The sequence below is a fragment of the Marinobacter sp. CH_CUG1437-1 genome (assembly GCF_037029655.1).
Classification (GTDB): Bacteria; Pseudomonadota; Gammaproteobacteria; order Pseudomonadales; family Oleiphilaceae; genus Marinobacter; species Marinobacter salsuginis.
Genome location: NZ_JAYMEW010000003.1, coordinates 575,757 through 596,509, shown reverse-complemented (window position 1 = coordinate 596,509; position 20,753 = coordinate 575,757). Strand labels below are relative to the sequence as shown.

Sequence of the window (20,753 nt, the reverse complement as noted above, 5' to 3'; positions counted from 1 at the left end):
CTTTATTGCTCGGTTTTAAGATGATTGATTACTCGCAAACACCCCAGCCCATCCACCAGGGATGCACCTGCATTGCTCATAGCCGATAAATTCTCGGCGAATTGCTCATTCGTCAACATTTTTTGGAGAGCAGCTTCCAGATCACTTTTGTTCTGTATTACCACTGCAGCTCCGTGCCGGGCGATAGCTTCTGCGGCGCGCTTCTGGTTTTCAGCCAATACCATCGTCATTGTTGGTACCCCCAGACAACATCGCTCCCAAGTGGTACTGCCCGTAGCGCCAATACAAAAGTCCGCAAGACACATGCGTTCTGCCATGTCCGTTACGCTCACACTCACCGATACCCGGAAAGGCAACACCTGTGCTTGCTGGCGAACTTCACCCAGCGCGGGCGCTGATGCTCCCATCACTACATCCAGTTCGGTTTCCGGTGACAATTGGCTTTTCGATAACACGTCCAACACCTGACCTGTCACGTTATCCTGATCGACACCGCCCAACGTAATCAGAATGCGTTTTAGCTCTGGCGTGCGTCTACGCTCGAGACTACGCTCCCGAAGCTCGGCAAACTCAGGCCGTAAAAGCGCGTAGCCGGGGCCAACAAGGCGGATACAAGCTTCTGGCAACAGCCCGTCGTAGTCTTGGGCCTCTCTGCCGAGATTCTGGTCTAACAACAGCTTACATTCGTGCGGCCTGTCAGCAATGTCATCGATTACCATTACCTCTCCTACCCGTTTGGAAACCCTTCGTTCCCAGCGCGCATCGAGAGCGTAATGATCCACTACCAGCCAATCGATAATGGGGCCGTTAAGGGCCTCAAGAGTTTGTTCAGCATCCTGTTGCCAAGGCACGCCGAGCCAGTCTGCGTGCGCCAGCGCAGTATCGCTCTCGCTTTCTATGCTCCGCTCAGCCAGGTCTGCCTGGCTCAGAAGACTTAGCTGAAACCCGCGCTCTGCGATCAGTGCCCCAAGGTTTCCCGGATGGTCCCGGCAGATAAAGGTGCACTCATGCCCCTGACTGCGCAGTGCCTCTGCCAGTGTAAGACACCGCATCACGTGGCCGGTGCCAATTTGAATGGAAGCGTCTGCTCGGAAGGCGATGCGCATCAGTCGGCGCCCTGCTCCTTCATAGCCCTGAATAGCCACTCTGCACGCGCCCAATCTTCAGGCGTATCAATATCCTGGACCCGGTGCCTCGGCAACGTTACTGGCACGGCATCTTCGGAGAAGATGGGCCTTTCGTCTTTCCAGGCTCTCGCAGTGCCCCAATAGAACTGACCGGCATCGTGCCATGCTTCCTCGAGATCCTGGGATCGAGTCTGGAAGTGTTCGGGGCTAAACATCGCCACGCGCCCCTCGCTCGTGATGCGAATGGCCCGCTGAATTGGGAAGGCGTAACTGGTTACCGAAAAGGCATAGCTACAGGCTTCGCTCTGCAGCATTTGCTGGCCCCTTTTCAAATCCTCCGGGGAGACAAAGGGAGCGGTCGCATAAAGGCAGCATGCCTCGGATACCAGGCTGCCGTTCTCGGATAGCCATTCAACAGCATGGCGGATAACGGGTATGGTTCCAGTGTAATCATCCGATAGGCTGGACGGGCGCATAAAGGGGATCTCGGCGCCAAATTGCCTGGCAACCTCCGCGATTTCTGCGTCATCCGTAGACACGACAATACGGTCAAAACAACCACTTTCGCGGGCAGCCTCGATAGTCCACGCGATCATCGGTTTGCCACAAAACTCTTTTATATTTTTTCGGGGAATACGCTTGCTGCCGCCCCGGGCGGGGATTATGGCTACTGTGCTCATGATTACTCCCCCGCCAGCACCTTGCGGAGCACCGCAACCACTTCGTCCTGCTGCTCTTCCGTCAGGCCCTGGAACATCGGCAGGCTGATCGCCTCCCGGTAATAGGCCATAGACTGTGGGAAATCCTCTGGCTGAAATCCCATAGCCTTGTAGAAAGGCTGTGTATGCACAGGAATATAGTGCAGGTTGACGCCGATGCCTTGCTCGCGCAGCGACTCAAATACCTCCCTGTGACTTCTGGCAATGCTGTCGAGCTTCAGGCGAATAACGTAAAGGTGCAGGCCGGAATAGCTGTCCCGGTGCTGCCAGGGCAAGACGATGGGCAAATCCGCAAGGAGCTGGTCATAACGTTTCGCTAGCTCGTGCCTGCGCGCCACAAAAGCATCCAGTCGTTCCATCTGGCTTACACCGAGCGCTGCCTGAAGTTCCGTCATCCGGTAGTTGAAGCCCAGATCCACCTGCTGGTAATACCAGGGTCCATCCGGCTCGTGCGTCATCAATGCCGGATCTCGAGTGATGCCGTGGCTACGCAAGAGGTTCATTTTTTCTGCCAGGCCATCGTCGTTGGTGACAGCCATACCGCCTTCGGCCGTGGTGACAATTTTCACCGGGTGAAAACTGAATACGGTTATATCGCTGTAACGGCTGTTGCCGATAAATTCGCCCTGATACTGCCCGCCAATCGCGTGGGAAGCATCTTCAATAACTTTAAAACCATATTCCTTTGCCAGAGCGGCAATGGCTTCCATATCACATGGCTGGCCGGACAAATGAACGGCTACTACCACCTTGGGCAGCCGGTTTTCATGTTTCGCCTGCTCAAGCTTTGCTTTCAAAGCCAACGGGCACAGGTTGTAGGTTTTCGGATCGATATCAACGAAATCGACCTGCGCACCGCAGTACAACCCACAGTTGGCCGAGGCCACGAAGGTTACCGGTGTTGTCCACAACCAGTCTCCCGGCCCCAACCCGAGGGCGAGGCAGGCAATATGCAAAGCAGACGTGGCACTATTCAAGGCCAGGGCGTGGTTGGCACCCACGTGATTGGCAACGATTTCCTCAAACTTTGGCACCATGGGCCCTTGAGTCAGAAAATCTGACTTCAAGACCCCCAGAACCGCATCGATGTCTGCCTGGTTAATATCCTGCTTACCGTAAGGAATCATGATCAGATTTTGCCAATCTCGTTGTAATGGCGGTCGATCCAAGACTCCAGCTCTTCATCAGCCATCCATTCGGTGTTGTTGTCGCTGGAATAAACAAAGCCCTCAGGAACGAGCTTGCCATCCTTGATTCGCTCCTGACTTGTTCCCCAATTATTGATGTTCGGAAGAATCTTGAAGTGTTCCGGGTATTCGTACGTGAAGTAGGAATCCTCTGCGCCGATCATCTGCTCATGCAATTTTTCACCCGGGCGAATGCCGACCACTTCTTGCTTAGCCTCTGGCGCAACAACACGGGCCAGGTCCGTCACTTTCATGGATGGGATCTTCTTAACGTAGATTTCACCACCAACCATGTCTTCAAACGCGTGCCACACCAGCTCGACGCCCTGCTCCAGACTGATCATGAAGCGAGTCATCCGCGGATCGGTGATGGGCAGTACGCCTTTATCCTTGATTGACATAAAGAACGGAATCACTGAGCCGCGGGAACCCATAACGTTGCCGTAGCGTACCACCGAGAACTTCGTTTGATGGCCACCGGCGTATGAGTTGCCTGCCACAAACAGCTTATCGGAAGCCAATTTGGTGGCCCCATACAGATTGATGGGGCTGCTGGCCTTGTCAGTAGACAGGGCAACCACCCCTTTAATGCCTTTATCGATAGCTGCATCGATCAGGTTCATAGCACCATGAATGTTGGTTTTCACACATTCGAACGGGTTGTATTCCGCTGTAGGTACAATTTTGGTAGCCGCGGCGTGAACCACGTAATCCACTCCATCCAGCGCACGGTAGAGACGGTCTCTATCACGTACATCGCCGATAAAGAATCGCAGACGATCATCACCCTGAAACAGTTTGGCCATTTCCCACTGTTTCATTTCATCCCGAGAAAAAACGATGATTTTCTTCGGGTTGTACTTTTCCAAAGTCATCGGAATGAATTTATGGCCGAAGGAGCCTGTGCCGCCGGTAACGAGGATGGTGGAGTTTTCGAGCATAGTCACTTTCTCTGGGTTTTACTGTAATGATGAATGGTATCACCGCCAGTTAGCGGGTGTTAATCGGTAGAACTGCAGGGTTTTCCAGGCCATTATGAAAACGAAGGCTGAGATCAGGCCGAAGGGAACTGCCAATTCTGCAAAAACAGGCGCAAAAAATGCTGTGCTGGCCAAAAACACCAGCAGGCCCGCGATGTGCGATATGATCAGTGGCTTGTCGTTGCCTCTGGCATACAACCCATAATGAGGGATCATACCCACGACAAAGAGCCCGTTAGCAAGCAATAGCCAACCGAACAAATTGATTTTTTCAAGGTATAGCGGTTTATCAAGCCACTGCAGCAAGGGCCCGACCGCCAGCCATGCACACGCAGAGAAAAGACCAGTCAGGACCACAGTTTGCCAAGCTAGTTGTCGGAACTTCTTTCGAAAGTCTGCCGCATTATCATTTGCGTGAGCTGAAATCATGGCCGGATAAAGGAAAGTGAAAACTCCCGCATCCATGAAGCCAAGTAAGGCCATACACATTCCGATAAAAAGTACGTATGCGCCCAGCACATCAAGCCCTGCAAGAGCTTCAAACCAGTAGCGGTCTACAGTGTAAATGCCACGCAAGGCAAGTGTGGCAATCAACATCGGGAGGGCAATCTTCAAGCCTTTTTTGAGCCAGCCCCAATCAACAGCCTTGAGCCAGCCTCCCATCGGTATCTTCCAAAGAACTGCAACCCCAATAAGTAATCCGACGCTGCTACCTGCAATCCAACCAGTCAGCACGGTTGTCAGGTGTTGGCTGGCTTCGTTCAGGTACATGATAGCTACTACCGCCAGGCACCAGGCACCAGCTCTGAAAAAAAGCACCCAGCTCGCAATCAGTTGCCTTTGAAGGGCAACCAGAATCCGGTTCAGCTCTTGCGTTATGTGTTCGAGAACAAGCAACGCGAGAAACCAGGGAAGTAGCCACCAGGGAAGCAAGCCTAGGCTAAACAGTCCCATCGTAAGCGGTAAAAAAATCGCGTAAAGAATCAAGCTCAGTGCAAGCTGGCTCTTTAGCAGTTGACCACGCTTTTCAGGCGCCGCTTTCAGAATCTCCCGTGTTGTGAAGATGTAAAAATCAAAACCCACAAGGTAGAGGGCATAGCTGATTGTGACGGTGATTAGACCGTACAATCCCAAATCTGCCGGTTCCAGAAACCTCGCCAGCATGAAAATCAGCAAGAACTTACTGACTAACGTGGTACCCCGGAGTCCAAGGTTGGTTAGACGTATCAGAACCTGATTCATTCAGTAGCTTGAACAGGGTGATCATCAGTGTCGGAGCTAGCGTTCCGACCGCTTCCGATGAATGCCCTTATAAAAACAATGAAAACACCAAGCATACCACCCAGGAGCGTTGCAATTACGCAGATGAGCGCGCGTTTGGGCTCTGCCTTTTCTTCGGCTACAACCGCCGGATCCACCGTTTTGAATACATACTCTTTCTGAGCATTGGCAAGCATGACTGTGCGAGTCTCGTTCTCGATCAACTGGTAGAACACCTGTTGCATACCCGCAATGTTGGTTTCGTCCAGTTTTTGCTCTAGATACGCGATTCGCGCCTCGGCCTCTTCCACGTCCTGCTTGCGCATGTGTTCATTGATGTCCTGAATCAGCTTTTCAGCCCACTGCTTCGCCATAACCGGGGAATAGTGTTTTACGCTGACCGTAATCATGCCTGTATCTTTGGCTTCACTGACGCTGAAATGGTCCTCTCTGAATGCTTCCACCATGTCCCAGTCTGTAGGTTTGTAGGTTTCGCCATCGCTGTCGAGAAGCCACTCGCCTGTGTCGGGGTTGTACTTATCCCGGTCGTACGCCCACTCTTCACTCTTCTTATTCCAGCCTTCCACTGCCATCAAAGGTATTTCGATATCATGGCGATGGAAAAAATTCGTGAGGAAAGCCCGGGATTGAAGCACCTCTTTGGCAATGACGGTCTGGTTAGAGCCGCCACCGCCAAGGTTAATACCGGCAAGACTGGCCAGCCCTCCAAACTGACTGGCCAACCCGCTTAGACTACTCCCCTCTTCCTGAGCCGGGGCAACAAGTACGCTGGATTGGTAAATATTGGGCTTGTAGAGTGCGTAACCAACACCAGCAGCGGCAAAGACAAATGTGGTCAGGACTATGATCCATTTATCTCTCCACAAAGTGGTAAACAACTCACGAAGATCAATTTCGTCATCCGGGTAATAGGTCTGTTGCGAGACTGTCTCATTCATCAGAGATTACCTACTGCTGCTGCGCCCAGCGCAATCTGATAGACGATCTGGCTTACATTGGTCCAGAGTTCAAGCTGGTTCAGGCGATCTACGTCGATAGGCACAATGATGGTATCGCCAGGCTCCAGTTGCTGGCTCCTGCCTCCAAACCAGCGGCTGCTCTCCGGAAGCATCACAGAGCCATCAGCCTTAACTACGTAGACCCGCTCTTCATCAGCTTGGCGGGTGGGACCACCGGAGCGCTCAAGGTAGTCATCCACAGTAAGGCCTGCCTGATGGAGATGGCTTGTGGGAAACTGAACTTCTCCGAATACGGAAACAGACTGTGGGATTGTAGGTATTGTAAGTGTGTCACCATCCTGAAGCCGGATGGCTTGGTAGGCTTCATCATTCACCACTGATGCAAGATTAATCACCATGCGACCTATCGGCCGGCTATTCTGGACGTCCTCGAGCAAATCCTCCACTTGCTGAATGCGCTGATTAGTCTGGCGGCCGAAACTGTCACCCTCCAACTGAACGCCTAACAGATCGCCTTGCAGGCGTTCCTCAGCTTCACGCAGACGCTGAGCCTCCAACCGACGAAGCTTCTCTCTTGTGAACACGGCACCGCGAGGGAAAGCATTGTCTGTCAAACCACCGGCACGTTTAAGCACCTCTCTGAGCGTTTCGCCATCACGGAAGGTGTACTCCCCAGGATATCGCACTTCACCCTGAAGCCTGATGGTGCGAGTCTTTGCAAACTCGGGTATGGATTTGATCAATACCCTATCCCGGCTTTGTAGTTCGATGTTGCTTCGCCCCGCCATGGCATCGGCCAGATTCACGTTTAGTATACGGGTCCGACCCACGCCACTTTCGTCTACTATGTAGCGGGCAACTTCAGCCTGGTACAGGGAAGCGGAGTCCTTAAGGCCGCCAGCCACAAAAATTGCGTCTTCCAGCCGTTGTGATGCGGGCAGCGGGTATTCTCCGGGGTGACGAACGGGGCCACTGATGGAGATGGTTTGCTGCGGGTTCGCGGGGCTCGCCTGAGCTTTCAGTCGCTGTATAACAGTCTCAAAAAGCTTATCGCGGGTGTAAGTTTCAGGGCCCTCTTCGCTACTGGTCGTAAGACGGGAATCTTTACCTGCATCTGAGAAGAACAAAAGCCGATCCTTTTCCTTCAATGGCATGTCGTGTTCGCTTCCCGGATTCTGAACGGCCTCTCTTAGCCTCAGGTTCAAGACCGAAATCGTGTCGTCTTGCGAGTCTGTGCGTACAATGGCTGCATACTGTTTATCGGCGATGGGGCGCAAATCTGCGTCCAGATTTTTGATTAATGAGCTGACGCGCATACCCGGAATCCAGGCGAACTTGCCAGTTCGGGCCGCGGCCCCCTGAACTTCCACATACTGGCCGGTAATGTCAGCAATTGAAGGAATCGTTACTCGGTCACCGGCCTGAATTGCTGCCTTAAAACCGCTTTGGCTGGTGTAGTCCGCCTCCGCGATGATACGCAGGAAATCCTTGTTGGTACGCTCGATGTTGATGCGTTGTGGATACGCCTGCGGAGTAAGTCCGCCAGCCATCTTTACCAATTGCGAAAGCGTGCCTTCACCGTCCAGCTCATAGAGCGCGGGCCGGTAGACTTCACCCTCAATCCCCACGCGTTTGCCAACCGGCGGAATGAATATTACGTCTCCTGGCTGCAAACGGTTATCGCCGCTGCTGTCCCCTTGCAGGAGCAAATCGTACAAATCAAGCGTGCCCAGTAGTTTACCGTCCCGCTTGTGTTGAACATTTCGCAATGACCCTGTTCTATTTATTCCACCTGAAACATATAGGGCGTTTGTGATAGTGGAAAGCGAGCTGACTGTGTAGGAGCCAGGATTGCGCGCCTCGCCCAGTACAAACACTCGCATACTGCGCAGTTCACCCAGAGAAATGCTCGCCTTTACTCCAATATACTGTTCAGAGACACGCGTTCTGATTTGTTCCCGGGCCTCATCAAAGGCGAGGCCCGCAACGCTCAGTGGGCCAGAATCCGGGAAACTGATGGTGCCATCACGGCTGACAGGCAATTCCAGATTCTGGTTTTCCTTGCCCCATAGCTGAACACGCAGCACATCACCCGGCCCAAGTGTGTAATCCGTTGGCACGGGGATTTCAGTGACCGGGGCAAAGGTACTCGGGTCACCGGCGAACAGGTCATATCCAAAGGGCTTTAAACCATTGTTCTTTTTAGCCGCCTTTTCATCTTCTTCACGATCTTCGGCCGCTTTGTTCCTTTCCTGATCGGTAATCTGGCTGACCGGCTCCACTACTTGAACAGGCTGCGGACGTCTGGCAGCCTGATTTCCCCCGGTCAGGGCGTCAAGATCTACACCGTATTGCCTGGCGAGTGCATCCTGCTGGGCTTTTGGCAGGCTTTTAAACTGTTCAATCTGAGCGGGCGTAATCGACTGTGCGTAGCTGCCAAGAGGCAGCACAAGGAGTATCGCAATAAGAAGTTTTTTAGCCGTCACTGGTTAAATCCAAGCCTATAGAATTTGAATTAAAAGCGGTACTTCCAGGAAGCTGAGAGGGACCAACGGTCCTTTTCCCCGCCCAGAAGTTGAAGTTCTTTGTCGGTCAATTGAAGGTTCAAATCCAGCCAACCACCGAGCACTTCGTTGCCGTATCCGAGATTGGCTATCGCAACTTTCTGAGCGCCATCCGGTACGTTGTAAAACACCGCGTCGTCGGGCTGGCTAACGCGGTTACCTCCGTCTTTATTGAGGTTGGCGTAAGTGAAGGTTGCTGTCAGGTTGCTGCCGTCCGGCAGGAAATGTAGAAGACCCAACGATAGCGCTTCCGCATCTGCATCGAGGGTAGAGCCAACCGCCCTGCCGTAGTACTGATAGCCGGTGGTGTAATTAAAGTGGTCGTATGCGTAATTTGGCCTTGGGTCGCCGATCAGGTCCTCGGCCAAAGTATTAGTGAATTCGACGAACCATTGCTGATCGGAACTGAGAACTTGGGTTGTCCAATCTACGCCAAAGAGCCAGGATTTCCGCGAGGGCAGATAGCCGGCCTCGTCTTCACCCATCATCTGGGCGTATAGGCCCATGGTTTGTCCACCCAGTGGAAAACCGTACCGGGCATCAATAGTCGCTATCTGGTTACTGGCATCATCTGCTCGAGTCTCGCCCTCGTCTACTTCGATATTGTCTTTGCCAATCAAGGCATCCCATACCGTAGACAGCCCCTCTGGCCTTCCTTCCCCGCCAAACATAATGATTCGGGAAAGCCCGATTTCGAGCCCCTCAGCGGGTATAAACGTTACCCTCATACCTATTATTTTGGCATCGGGAATAGCGCGCTCTTCTTCAAGCTGCCCCAGAAACAGGTTCAGCTTCCAAGGGCCAATCCATGAAAGCAAATCAGATTCAGGGGCCAGACTTGCCTTTCTATCAATCCATACGGCTGGAATAGGCCTGGCGTTGTTAGAAAGAATCATGGTGGATTGCCAGCCCGGGCCCCACCAACGGTCGATAGCACCGACCCCGAGCACCCAATTACCTGCCGTTGCGGCAACGTAAGAGCCATCAAGCCTGAACTCCTTGCCATCGCCAGGATCTGCGGCTGCCGATGGTGAAATCCCTGCTGCCCAGGCTTCGCCCTGCCATTGAAGCGTTGCGGTAAACTGGCCTTCCTCTCGGGGCAGATCGTAGAAACCACGGAGGAAGGCCGGCTCATTGGAGCCCTCGAGCGTAAGCTCTCCACGAAAACCACTTTCGGCCTGCTGGTCTCTTTCAAACGCCAGGTAGGCGCGTTGGGTAGCCACCGAACTGTCACTGCTTTCGCCCAGGCCCCGCTCAACATCTGCCCAGTTAATTGGCCAGGTGGTTGTGGAAGCACCGAGGTGACCACGGTCTGACAGCTTTTGTATGGAGTGGCGTGCACGAGCATCGCCGGCACCAAGCCACGGAGCGGCAAGAGCGTGCAACGGGGCTGCCAAAAACACCCCCGCAGACAGTATTGTTATTACACGTCGCATTGATTCAAGCCGAAAAGGTCTGGTTAGTAGATGTCTTTCGAGATAAGTGTCAGCGGCGTTTTTATAAGAATCTTGATATCCAGCCACACGCTCCAGTGGTTGATGTAATCAAGGTCCAGCTCTACCCGCTTCTGCATCTTGTCGATGGTTTCTGTTTCTCCACGGTACCCGCTTATCTGTGCCAACCCGGTTATTCCCGGCTTGATGCGGTGCCGTGCCATGTAGGCAATAATTTTATCGGAATAGTAGTCATTATGGGCAATAGCATGCGGCCGGGGGCCGACGAGGGACATATCCCCTTTTAGCACATTGAAAAGCTGTGGCAGCTCATCTATTGAGGAGCGGCGCAGCAATCTTCCAACCGGCGTTACCCGGGGATCGTCCTTGGTAGCCTGCTTTACTCTTTGATCATCATGCATACGCATTGAGCGGAACTTCAGCACTTCGATAATGTTGCCGTTCCAGCCATGGCGCTTTTGGCGGAACAATACAGGGCCTGGTGAGCTGAGTTTTACCGCAATGGCGACACCCAACAATAGTGGACTGAGCAGTAGAATACCCACTAGCGCAAAGGTTCTGTCCATGATCGATTTCAGGAAGGCACTGCCCGGATATGAGGTGAGCGGGCTTTCGTTCAAGTTGATGGCGGGCATTCCACCCAAATTGTAGATACTGTGGTTCAACAGTTTGAGGTTGGCAAAATCGGGCACCCAGACCACGTCAACGCTTGCATCCAGAAGATCAACATAAAGGCCTTCAATCTGATCCGTTTCCTTGGCGGGCAACGCGATGTAAACTCGGCTGACGCGATTGTCCCTGAGAATGGACCGTAACTGGCTAACCGTTCCCAAAGTCGGATAATAGGGTGTTTCGGCGTTAACGTTGTAGGGTTCCTCATCATCATCCAGGCAAACCATGCCTAGCATACTTTCCTTCCGTTCGTGGCGCAGCTTGGTTGCCAAAGTAAGGGCGATGTCACCACAACCGATAATCACAGAAGCATTCGCAAAGCGATGGCGCTTATCCATTCTGCGAAAGACCTTATGCACGGGTACGAACGCCAATGCCTGAAGGCCGAAACCAGCGGCAACCCACTGCAAAACTACTTCTCTCGAGTAACTCTCACTGGTTTTCGTCACGAACGCGATGAATGCGAGCACTGCCACCAGCGTCGACCAGGCCGCAAGAATCCTGGCGATACCCACCAGATAGCCACTGCGGATGCTGTAAGCGCGGAAGACAGCGAAAAGAGGAATTGCGAGTAACGAAGAAACTACCGCCAACATTCGATAGTGTGAAGCGACATCGCTCCCCGTTTTTCCAGCCGCAAGCCAGATGAGCAGACTGCATTGAATGAGGGTGGCCACGGCCCATTGTACCCAAAAGGCAAACTGAACACGGCCACTCGCCTGTGGCGCCAGGGGAAACTCATGTGTTCTTTTTTGCAGCGAAACCCTATTCAGGGAAACTCCGGGAATCTGCGGTCTGGACATGTCATTCATTTAAGCTGGGATCTCTCAAGCACGCTACCGCCCCACCGACCAGGGCTCAGTGTTTTAAGGTCAAAGAATAAAATGATCTGAAAAGCGACAGGAAACAGCCAAAAGGAAGGGGACAACTGACTCCCAACTGTATCCTTGTCGGTAGATGAATGTTCTGTTTCAGAAGCGTGACGATTCTACGTCATCGCCTGTGACAAGCAAGTGACAAAAAGTCTGACACATTGATTTCAGGGGGTTGCGGTCGTAAAGAATTGTTAAAGAGTTGAAGATGCAATTGTTGGTATCCGCAACGGGAAGAAAGGCGATCTTTTTAGATCCCTCACCTCTTTAGAGCGGAGACTGGAACCCTCACCGTTTGCTGTTTTTGCATAAAGTTAATCAGCACGATTGCCCGCGCCTCGCCATGATAGGACTGGAAGATGGCATTGATACCTTCAAAAGGCCCTTCATTCAGTTGCACTGCCTGGCCTGCCTTTATACCGCCCTGCCCTGCCACTGAATCGAGGCTCTCTTTGATATGCCGGATCACAGAATCGCTTATGGGAGCGGGTTTGTTGGCGAAGCCGACAATTCTCAGCACACCGCGGGTAGAGCGGAGCTTCGACCACATTGGATCCGTCTGCTCAAGGTTTACGAAAAGATAGCCAGGGAACAAGGGCTCCAGTTTCTTCGAGCGTTTTCCGCCCTTGATCCTCTCCACACTGATTTTTGGGTAAAAGCAGGCGATGTCTTGGTTCTGAAGGTGCTGAAGAGCTCGGTCGCCCTGAGCGGGCTTGTGTTGAAGTGCGTACCAGGTCATGGCCGGGGACTGTACCAGTTTCCCGATGCAACGAAATACGGATTTAACACATCTTGTTTACCGTATTTCAGCGGCTTGCCATCTACAGTTTGAACTTTCCCACCAGCCGCCACCAGAACCGCCTGCGCTGCGCCTGTATCCCACTCGCATGTTGGCCCCATGCGCGGGTAGATGTCGGCATGCCCCTCTGCGATCCGGCAAAACTTGAGCGAACTGCCGGCCTTCACCAGTTCGTGCTCACCCAGCTTGTCGATAAACGCCCTGGTTTCCGGATTCAGGTGATTCTTGCTGGCTACCACGCGCTTTACGTCTTTCGGCTCCGCCACGCGAATCCGGTGGACTTTACCGGTGCGATCACGCATGTGGGCACCTTCACCGACCACGCCCCAGAAGGCTTCTTTCAGGGCTGGGGCGATAACCACACCCATAACCGGCTCACCATCCTCAATCATGGCGATGTTGACGGTGAACTCCCCCGTGCGCTGAGTGAAGTCCTTGGTACCGTCAATGGGATCCACCAGCCAGAATCGGCGCCATTGCTTGCGCTCTTCCCAGGGAATGTCCTTGCCCTCCTCGGAAAGGATGGGGATATCATGGCTGATACTGCGCAGGCCATGGGAAATGATGTCGTGAGCTGCGGTATCGGCGGCGGTTACAGGCGAATCGTCGGCCTTGTAGCTCACCTTGAAGTCAGACTGGTAGATATGAAGCACTTTCTTACTGGCCTCATCGGCCACTTTTATCACGTCCGGGAGGATGGAGCTGTAATGCATGTGATTCGCTTCCTGCTTCAGATCAAAACGTTATGAACTATCATAGGCAATAGTAACACTCCCTCAATAAAGAACGAGAAGGATGGCTCTATGAAACTTCGCTTCCTCGGCGGCACAGGCACAGTCACTGGCTCCCGCTACCTTCTATCAGATGAGAAACATCGGGTATTGGTGGATTGTGGCATGTACCAGGGCGTCAAAACCTTGCGTCGGCGCAACTGGGCGAAGTTTCCTGTGGATCCCTCCACTATTGATGCGGTGGTGCTCACCCATGCCCACATTGACCACTCCGGCTACCTGCCAGCTCTGGTGAAAAGCGGCTTCAAAGGCAAGGTTTATTGCACCAAAGCCACTCACGAACTGTGCAAGGTTCTGTTGCCAGATGCCGGTTTTTTACAGGAGGAGGATGCGAAATACGCGTTTCGCAAGAAGTTCTCCAAGCACGAGAAACCGGAACCGCTGTTCACCGAAAAAGACGCCTGGGAAGCCCTCAAACACTTTGAGTCCCTGCACTACCACGAGACGTTCGAGCCGGTAAAAGGATTCCAGGTAACCTTTACCCCGGCGGGTCATATTCTGGGTTCGTCCTGTGTTCATGTTCATCACAAGGGCGCGGACAGAACAGTTGTATTCAGCGGTGACGTTGGGCGTCAGAACGACATCATAATGCGCCCCCCGGAGCCACTCCAGAAGGCCGATGTGCTGATCTGTGAGTCAACCTACGGGAATCGGGCCCACGGCGAGACAGATCCGGAGGCGGAACTGGCTGAAATCATTACCCGCACGGCGGGGCGCGGCGGTATCGTGCTTTTACCGGCCTTTGCAGTGGGCCGTGCGCAAATGCTGCTGTATGTGATTCACAAGATTATGGGGGACGGGAAGATACCCAAACTGCCGGTTTTCCTGAACAGCCCAATGGCCATCAAGGCTACTGAGATCTTCTGCAAGCACCACAAGGAACACAAGCTGAATGCCGCTCAATGTGAATTGATTGATGAGAAAACCGAGTTCGTGCGTAAAGTTGAAGAGTCCATTGAACTGGACGCTGTGCGTTACCCATGCGTGATTATCTCTGCGAGCGGGATGGCCAGTGGTGGTCGCGTCCTCCACCATTTGAAGACCTTGCTACCCAATCCCCGGAACAGTGTTGTGTTCGCGGGATTCCAAGCTCCAGGTACCCGCGGAGATGCGTTGGTGAATGGCGCGGAGTCTGTGAAGATTCATGGGGAGTATTGGCCCGTGAAGGCTGAGATTCACAACCTGGATTCGCTCTCCGCGCACGGGGATTACAACGAGATTCTAGACTGGCTGGAGCAAGGTTCGCTCAAGCCCGAAAAAGTGTATGTCACTCACGGGGAGATGGTTGCGAGTGACATAATGCGTGTAAGAATTCGTGACAAATTTGGTTGGGACGTTGAGGTGCCCGAATTGTTTGACGAGGTCCAAGTATAAAACCCGAGTCAAAAAAATTCAGATCACAGTGCAATCTGACAGACCAAAAACCCGGTTCACCCCTGAAGCAGAGCTCGAATCTATGAAACACTGCCATCTACCAGAGGTGTCACGCTCGAACCGGAGAACAACTCCTGACAAACGGGGATGAGCATTGCCACCCATTGTCACTTGAATGTGCCCAGAACCGTCACCGTTCAGGGTTCCAATGTTTACAGCTCCAGACCCCGAAGTAAGATTCGACACAACATAACCCAAATCCTCGTTTGTAACACCAGATCCGTTTGAGACCTGAGCCTCAAACGCAGCTTTGTAAGCTGCAAGCTCCGAAACGGCACGGTTGATCTGGGTTTTGAGAACATAATCCTGGTACAGAGGCAATGCGACTGACGCCAAAACCCCGATGATCGCGACAACAATCATTAACTCTATTAAGGTAAAACCGCGATTTTTTGTGGCCATCGGCTATATCACTCTCAACTTCTCTTTAAGACAGTAACTAGGGCGCAGCAAGAATTGGGCCAGCCTTCAATCCACGACATAACTTTAGACCAGTTCCACCTGAAAAAATTAATCTGTTTAGTCACTCTCCCTTTCAGCCATTCCCTGCAGCAGACAAAAACTGAAAAAGTGCACATCCACATCAGCTCCTGCTTCGGCAAGATAGCCCAAATCATCCAGTGCCGTATCAAGAGTGAACGGGAACTCCCGAGCAGTAACCCTCAATAGATCACAAGATGAATCTTTATCTAAAACAACGCTTGATAAAACAGCATGCCTCATCACGAAAACGGGCTCAGGCCTGAGATCCATCAGACCGGAAATTTCCGAGAATTCGCGCTCAGCGGATGCGAAGCTCGGCCGACTCTTAACAATATCCACCTTATATGCAGCATGCCCAATTAACGGACTCAACTTTATCAATTCGAGCGAATGAGCTTCATTGGAGCTCATCTCGCTGGAGTTAAATATACTCACTAAAGAATAATAATCGATAGCAGAGCGCAATCCAGTGGGAAGAAAAACTATAAAGAATAGTCCACACACTAGCCGAGGCAGCCAACGATCTTTAACACCCAAGTGAATTCTCGGAAGGAAGGTCGAAACACAGAACACAAAGATCGCAAGGAAAGGAAAATACCAAAATGAAAATTCAACCATATTCTGGGCCAAGACAATGCCCGCTATGGAAAACATCAACGTATTGGTGAGGGAGTATTCTGACTTCACGAAATGATAAGCGATATATACCAGCACAAAAATTAAAGCCAAGAGGCCTACCAAACCCCATTCAATCAAAGCCAGAATGAGAAGGTTATGGGGATGCGACCACAAGTTGTTACTACTCGCTACAGGATTCTTCTCCGCTTCAACACTGAAACTGAAGTTGCCATAACGCCCCAATCCGTGCCCAAAAGCGAGGCTATCCATATATTCCAGGTTTTGAAGAGACTTCTGCCATTCGGAGAACCTCTCGGGGCTGGCAAGGTTGGCTCTGGCGTTAAGCATCGCACCTGCTGATGCACGCTCAAGCAAACCAAGCTCCCTCATTTTTTGACCAATTGAGTCATCAACAGTAGGTGCAACTGCTTTTACCAAAGCAAAAAGCAATATGACGAGAGCGTATTTCTTCAAATAAGAAGAAATTTGGGGCCTGATGGATAAATTTGTGAATCCGGCTTTGATGTAATAGAAACCCGGCACCAAAATTCCGACAATCAGGAATAAATACCAGGACCTGCTACCCGTGAGGACGGCACAGAACAAAAACAGAGTAACAAGGAAATACACCACTGCTTTTCTCAGGCCACTGGTATTCTGCAAATAGTAGATGGCGCTCAAAACCGATAGAGCAAGAATCAAGGCTGTAAGATTGGCCTGCCCCCAAGGTCCGGCTAACCTGTCTCCATCCAAAGCCACCCATGGGAGAGCGAGCTTCAAAACCCCATAGTAACGAAGCAGAGCTACACAGGAGACGATAACGCCGCTATAAAAAATCCCCCTTATGAGAATTGAAGAGACGGCCTCCCTACCAACATTTTCGATGAGGGTTGGCACCGCAACTGCTATGAGTAAGGTCGCAAAGAAGAAAATGAGGTAGGTTTGAAAATACTGCCCTGAGAGTGACCCACCACCCAGAAAAGCTGTGAGCAGAAAACTAAGGCAAAGTACCAAGATCGCATAGATGCCCGTAGAGCTGTAAATCCTGGGAGAGTATTTCCAAATCACGGCCAGAGAGAAAACGGAAAATAAGGCAATTCCAAGGAAGTCTTTCGGGAAATCACTCAAGGGATACAAATTCAACGGCAGGCCAAAAACAATAGCAAGCAGTATTGGAAAAGCTCTCATGGTTTTCTCTCAAATAAAATAAAACGCCCACCTGATAAGGTGGGCGCTCTAAAGTCAAGCTAGCTGCAAACGCTTGTTACGGAGCAGCGCCTTCCTGACAGCCAGCCGGAACGTAGTTGGACTTCCAGTCGCTTGCACCAGAGCCGTCTACGTAGCAAGTCCAAGTGCCATCATCGACCTCTATATTTGTCGGTTTCTAACCCTTTCTGGCCCGGGCCCGGTGGAGTCGTGCCCCGCGACCGGTATTTTGAGCCTAAATCCAAGAAAGCATTGACTGTGCCAAGTCTTGCACAATCCCCAAAAAGGATCTTTTTTTTCCTAAATTACAACGACTTCCAATATTTTTAACGAAACGCTAGGTCACAACCGCTTAAGGGATTGCATGCTTATTCACGTCAGTTGGTGACATTTTTGGTCAGTCGGGCAGCAAAGCTAACTCTTTTTCAGCAAAACTTGACCTTGAATAGCTCCTCTCTATGTCCCGCAGGTTTGGCTGATTGCTATCAGTCCTTTCCAAACCGAGGCCAGCCATCTAAACTCACTGGAATTGACAAAACTCCGGTTTCAGTAACTTAGGCTGCGTTTCTTACTTAATTTATGTCTACCAATAAAAGCAATATCACCTTAACTGGCCTTGCGAGGCGCTTCGTGGATGACGGGTTGCTGGATGAGCCAACCGCAAAGGACGCTTTCCTGCAAGCTTCGCAAAATCGGATTCCGCTGATCACCTACCTCACGCAAAACAACCTGGCCGATAGCTCGAAGCTTGCTTTTTCAGCCGCTATGGAATTCGGGGTATCTGTCCTTGATTTGTCAGCGTTTCTCCCGGAAATGATGCCCGAGAAAGTGGTAGACGAGAAGCTGGTCCGCAAGCACAACGCTCTACCTCTATATAAAAGAGGGAACAGGCTCTTCATCGCTGTTTCGGACCCAACTAACATCCAGGCTCTAGACGAGATCAAATTCAACACCGGCCTCAGTACCGATGCCGTGTTGGTAGACGATGCCAAGCTTCGGGACGCAATCGACAAATACCTTGAGTCCCAGGACACCACAATGGGTGATTTGGACGACTCCGATCTTGAGGGTGTTGAAACTGAAGGCGGTGAGCAAGAAGACGATAACGCAGTTGTTGCAAGCGATGTAGATGACGCCCCCATAGTTAAGTATGTGAACAAGATGCTTTTGGATGCCATTCGTGGGGGAGCATCTGACATTCACTTCGAACCTTATGAAAAAGTTTATCGAGTTCGGTACCGCACGGACGGCATATTGAAAGAAGTTTCCCGCCCCTCTATTAAGCTGGCACCGAAGATCTCGGCCCGCGTAAAGATCATGGCTCAGCTGGATATTTCTGAAAGGCGGGTACCGCAGGACGGCCGTATCAAGATGAAGCTGTCCAAAACAAAAGCCATCGATTTCCGTGTAAACACCCTGCCCACCCTCTGGGGTGAAAAAATCGTTTTGCGGATTCTTGATCCCAGCCAGGCGAAACTGGGCATTGACGTGCTCGGTTATGAGGAAGATCAGAAAGAGATGTACCTGGAGGCCCTGAAACAGCCACAAGGCATGATTCTGGTGACAGGCCCAACCGGCTCAGGCAAAACAGTTTCTCTGTATACGGGCCTGAATATTCTGAACACCCCGGACATCAACATCTCTACTGCCGAGGACCCGGCAGAAATCAACCTGGAAGGCATCAATCAGGTTAACGTGAACAACCGTGTGGGACTAGGTTTTGCCGAAGCCCTGCGAGCCTTCCTACGCCAGGATCCCGATGTAATCATGGTCGGTGAGATTCGGGATCTGGAAACGGCTAACATTGCTATCAAAGCTGCACAGACCGGGCACCTGGTTCTCTCAACCCTCCACACAAACAGTGCAGCAGAGACGCTCACCCGGATGATGAATATGGGCGTACCCGCGTTCAACATCGCCACCTCGGTGAGCCTGATTATTGCCCAACGCCTGGGCCGAAGACTATGCAGTGCTTGCAAACAGCCCTTCGAAGTCCCGAAAGACGTGCTGTTAGAGGAGGGGTTCACACAGGAACAAATTGATACAGGCTTCACGTTGTACCGCCCCAAGGGCTGTGATAAATGCAATGGAGGATATAAAGGCCGCGTCGGGATTTACGAGGTGGTCAAAATTACCGACGAGCTGGCGAACATGATTATGGAAGAAGCCAGTTCCATTAAAATTGCAAAGCAGGCTCAGGCCGAGGGCTTCCGTAACTTGCGCCAATCAGCGCTTATGAAAGTGATTGAAGGCGTAACAAGTCTAGAGGAAGCCAACCGCGTGACGAAGGATTAAGCATGGCAGAGAAAGCACAGAAGCTGGAATCGTACGTTTGGGAAGGGAAAGACCGTAAAGGAAACAAGTCCAAAGGGGAACTAACTGGTTCGAACCTTGCGCTCGTTAAGGCGCAACTTCGTAAGCAAGGCATTATTCCCGATAAGGTTAAGAAAAAGCCAAAACCACTTTTTGGTAGCAGCAAAAAAATAACCCCCTTCGACATTGCCATGCTGACCCGGCAGCTTGCTACCATGATGAAGGCGGGCGTACCGTTGGTTCAAAGCTTTGACATTGTTGCGGACGGCCTTGAAAACAAAGGGCTTCAAGAACTCGTTATGAGTATCCGTAATGATATTTCATCTGGTACCAGCTTCGCAGGTTCACTTCGTAAACATCCAAAATATTTTGATGATCTTTACTGCAATCTCGTGGATTCCGGGGAGAAAGCCGGGGCGCTTGAAGCGATGTTAGATCGAATTGCGACTTACCTGGAAAAGACTGAAAACCTAAAGAAGAAAGTCAAAAAAGCAATGACTTATCCGATAGCAGTTATAGTCGTTGCCATTATCGTTACATCGATTCTACTGGTGAAGGTCGTTCCGCAGTTTGAAAGCCTTTTCCAAGGATTCGGCGCAGAGCTGCCGGTATTTACCCAAATGGTGGTGGAGCTGTCAGAATGGTTACAAAGCTGGTGGTTTGTGGTTTTGCTTGGCATTGTGGGCACGATTTTTCTGTTTAAAGAGGCCAAGCGCCGTTCCCATAAATTTTCGGACCTCGTTGACAAATATGTACTGAAACTCCCCGTAGTCGGTGAAATTCTCGACAAATCCGCAGTAGCAAAGTTCGGTCGTGTTCTTTCGACTACCTTTGCCGCAGGTGTTCCACTAGTCGACGCGCTTGACTCAGTGGCAGGCGCGACCGGTAATGCTGTATACCGGGACGCCATCGACCGCATCAAGAACGACGTTTCAAGCGGCACCCAATTACAGGCCTCTATGCGCCAGCAGGATGTATTCCCTGTAATGGCTGTTCAGCTGACGGCCATTGGCGAAGAATCCGGTAACCTCGATGAGATGCTGGCCAAAGTGGCGGAGCACTACGAGGCGGTAGTCGATGACATGGTTGATAACCTGACAGCCCTGATGGAACCAATGATTATGGCGGTTCTTGGGGTTCTGGTTGGTGGCTTGATCATTGCCATGTACCTCCCGATCTTCCAGATGGGTCAGGTTGTTGGCTAAAAGCCTGCTTTAACGGCCCACTGCTAAAGGCGGGGTCAGAAGAAAAGAATCTTCTGACCCCGAGTTACCCCGCCTGATTCTCGGATAAT

The 20,753-nt window shown here is 51.7% G+C and carries 16 protein-coding genes; 3 read left to right on the top strand and 13 right to left on the bottom strand.

What is annotated here, in order from left to right; translation table 11 throughout:
• Positions 1–2: 2 nt before the first annotated feature.
• The 11 genes from pseG to cysQ form a co-directional block, all read right to left on the bottom strand.
• Complete coding sequence (gene pseG / locus WA411_RS11530) at positions 3–1,106, bottom strand: UDP-2,4-diacetamido-2,4,6-trideoxy-beta-L-altropyranose hydrolase (protein ID WP_291905931.1); 1,104 nt, start codon at positions 1,104–1,106, stop codon at positions 3–5.
• Positions 1,106–1,807, bottom strand: a complete 702-nt coding sequence (gene pseF, locus WA411_RS11525; RefSeq protein ID WP_291905934.1) for a pseudaminic acid cytidylyltransferase — start codon at positions 1,805–1,807, stop codon at positions 1,106–1,108. Before pseF ends, pseG begins: the two co-directional genes overlap by 1 nt.
• Before the next feature lie 2 nt (positions 1,808–1,809).
• A complete protein-coding gene (gene pseC / locus WA411_RS11520; protein WP_291905936.1) occupies positions 1,810–2,973 on the bottom strand; it encodes a UDP-4-amino-4,6-dideoxy-N-acetyl-beta-L-altrosamine transaminase in 1,164 nt (387 codons plus the stop codon).
• Positions 2,974–2,975: 2 nt separating this feature from the next.
• On the bottom strand, positions 2,976–3,974 hold the full coding sequence (pseB, locus tag WA411_RS11515) for a UDP-N-acetylglucosamine 4,6-dehydratase (inverting) (protein ID WP_288365275.1): 999 nt from the start codon (positions 3,972–3,974) through the stop codon (positions 2,976–2,978).
• A 39-nt stretch (positions 3,975–4,013) separates the two neighbouring features.
• Complete coding sequence (locus WA411_RS11510) at positions 4,014–5,255, bottom strand: lipopolysaccharide biosynthesis protein (RefSeq protein ID WP_291905941.1); 1,242 nt, start codon at positions 5,253–5,255, stop codon at positions 4,014–4,016.
• Positions 5,252–6,232, bottom strand: a complete 981-nt coding sequence (locus tag WA411_RS11505; protein ID WP_291905943.1) for a Wzz/FepE/Etk N-terminal domain-containing protein — start codon at positions 6,230–6,232, stop codon at positions 5,252–5,254. Before WA411_RS11505 ends, WA411_RS11510 begins: the two co-directional genes overlap by 4 nt.
• A complete protein-coding gene (locus WA411_RS11500) occupies positions 6,232–8,739 on the bottom strand; it encodes an SLBB domain-containing protein (RefSeq protein WP_291905946.1) in 2,508 nt (835 codons plus the stop codon). The genes WA411_RS11505 and WA411_RS11500 overlap by 1 nt, the downstream gene beginning before the upstream one ends.
• Positions 8,740–8,768: 29 nt before the next feature.
• Positions 8,769–10,220: a capsule assembly Wzi family protein gene (locus WA411_RS11495; protein ID WP_418766808.1), complete on the bottom strand. Its 1,452-nt coding sequence runs from the start codon at positions 10,218–10,220 to the stop codon at positions 8,769–8,771.
• A 56-nt stretch (positions 10,221–10,276) separates the two neighbouring features.
• Positions 10,277–11,755, bottom strand: coding sequence for an undecaprenyl-phosphate glucose phosphotransferase (locus tag WA411_RS11490; protein WP_291905949.1), 1,479 nt, complete (start codon positions 11,753–11,755; stop codon positions 10,277–10,279).
• Positions 11,756–12,074: 319 nt separating this feature from the next.
• Complete coding sequence (gene rfaH / locus WA411_RS11485; RefSeq protein ID WP_291905951.1) at positions 12,075–12,554, bottom strand: transcription/translation regulatory transformer protein RfaH; 480 nt, start codon at positions 12,552–12,554, stop codon at positions 12,075–12,077.
• Positions 12,551–13,327, bottom strand: a complete 777-nt coding sequence (gene cysQ / locus WA411_RS11480) for a 3'(2'),5'-bisphosphate nucleotidase CysQ (RefSeq protein ID WP_291905953.1) — start codon at positions 13,325–13,327, stop codon at positions 12,551–12,553. Before cysQ ends, rfaH begins: the two co-directional genes overlap by 4 nt.
• A 90-nt stretch (positions 13,328–13,417) precedes the next feature.
• On the opposite strand from cysQ, the gene WA411_RS11475 reads away from it, so the two are divergent.
• Entirely contained in the window at positions 13,418–14,779 is a 1,362-nt protein-coding gene (locus tag WA411_RS11475; RefSeq protein WP_291905955.1) for an MBL fold metallo-hydrolase, read from the top strand.
• A gap of 18 nt (positions 14,780–14,797) precedes the next feature.
• Here WA411_RS11475 and WA411_RS11470 read toward each other — a convergent pair whose 3' ends face one another.
• Together WA411_RS11470 and WA411_RS11465 are read right to left on the bottom strand one after the other, a co-directional pair.
• Positions 14,798–15,241, bottom strand: a complete 444-nt coding sequence (locus tag WA411_RS11470; RefSeq protein WP_291905956.1) for a pilin — start codon at positions 15,239–15,241, stop codon at positions 14,798–14,800.
• Between the two features lie 117 nt (positions 15,242–15,358).
• Positions 15,359–17,128 carry a PglL family O-oligosaccharyltransferase gene (locus tag WA411_RS11465; RefSeq protein ID WP_291905957.1) on the bottom strand — a complete coding sequence of 590 codons (1,770 nt, stop codon included), beginning with the start codon at positions 17,126–17,128 and terminating at the stop codon, positions 15,359–15,361.
• 597 nt (positions 17,129–17,725) lie between these two features.
• Between WA411_RS11465 and pilB the strand changes: the two genes are divergently transcribed.
• A complete protein-coding gene (gene pilB / locus WA411_RS11460) occupies positions 17,726–19,441 on the top strand; it encodes a type IV-A pilus assembly ATPase PilB (RefSeq protein ID WP_291905959.1) in 1,716 nt (571 codons plus the stop codon).
• Between the two features lie 2 nt (positions 19,442–19,443).
• A complete protein-coding gene (locus WA411_RS11455; protein ID WP_291905960.1) occupies positions 19,444–20,664 on the top strand; it encodes a type II secretion system F family protein in 1,221 nt (406 codons plus the stop codon).
• Positions 20,665–20,753: the final 89 nt, after the last annotated feature.

Coding starts and splice junctions, on each gene's coding strand:
- pseG (WP_291905931.1), bottom strand. CDS start 1,106: ATGCGCATCGCCTTCCGAGCAGACGCTTCCATTCAAATTGGCACCGGC.
- pseF (WP_291905934.1), bottom strand. CDS start 1,807: ATGAGCACAGTAGCCATAATCCCCGCCCGGGGCGGCAGCAAGCGTATT.
- pseC (WP_291905936.1), bottom strand. CDS start 2,973: ATGATTCCTTACGGTAAGCAGGATATTAACCAGGCAGACATCGATGCG.
- pseB (WP_288365275.1), bottom strand. CDS start 3,974: ATGCTCGAAAACTCCACCATCCTCGTTACCGGCGGCACAGGCTCCTTC.
- WA411_RS11510 (WP_291905941.1), bottom strand. CDS start 5,255: ATGAATCAGGTTCTGATACGTCTAACCAACCTTGGACTCCGGGGTACC.
- WA411_RS11505 (WP_291905943.1), bottom strand. CDS start 6,232: ATGAATGAGACAGTCTCGCAACAGACCTATTACCCGGATGACGAAATT.
- WA411_RS11490 (WP_291905949.1), bottom strand. CDS start 11,755: ATGAATGACATGTCCAGACCGCAGATTCCCGGAGTTTCCCTGAATAGG.
- rfaH (WP_291905951.1), bottom strand. CDS start 12,554: ATGACCTGGTACGCACTTCAACACAAGCCCGCTCAGGGCGACCGAGCT.
- cysQ (WP_291905953.1), bottom strand. CDS start 13,327: ATGCATTACAGCTCCATCCTCCCGGACGTGATAAAAGTGGCCGATGAG.
- WA411_RS11475 (WP_291905955.1), top strand. CDS start 13,418: ATGAAACTTCGCTTCCTCGGCGGCACAGGCACAGTCACTGGCTCCCGC.
- WA411_RS11470 (WP_291905956.1), bottom strand. CDS start 15,241: ATGGCCACAAAAAATCGCGGTTTTACCTTAATAGAGTTAATGATTGTT.
- WA411_RS11465 (WP_291905957.1), bottom strand. CDS start 17,128: ATGAGAGCTTTTCCAATACTGCTTGCTATTGTTTTTGGCCTGCCGTTG.
- pilB (WP_291905959.1), top strand. CDS start 17,726: ATGTCTACCAATAAAAGCAATATCACCTTAACTGGCCTTGCGAGGCGC.
- WA411_RS11455 (WP_291905960.1), top strand. CDS start 19,444: ATGGCAGAGAAAGCACAGAAGCTGGAATCGTACGTTTGGGAAGGGAAA.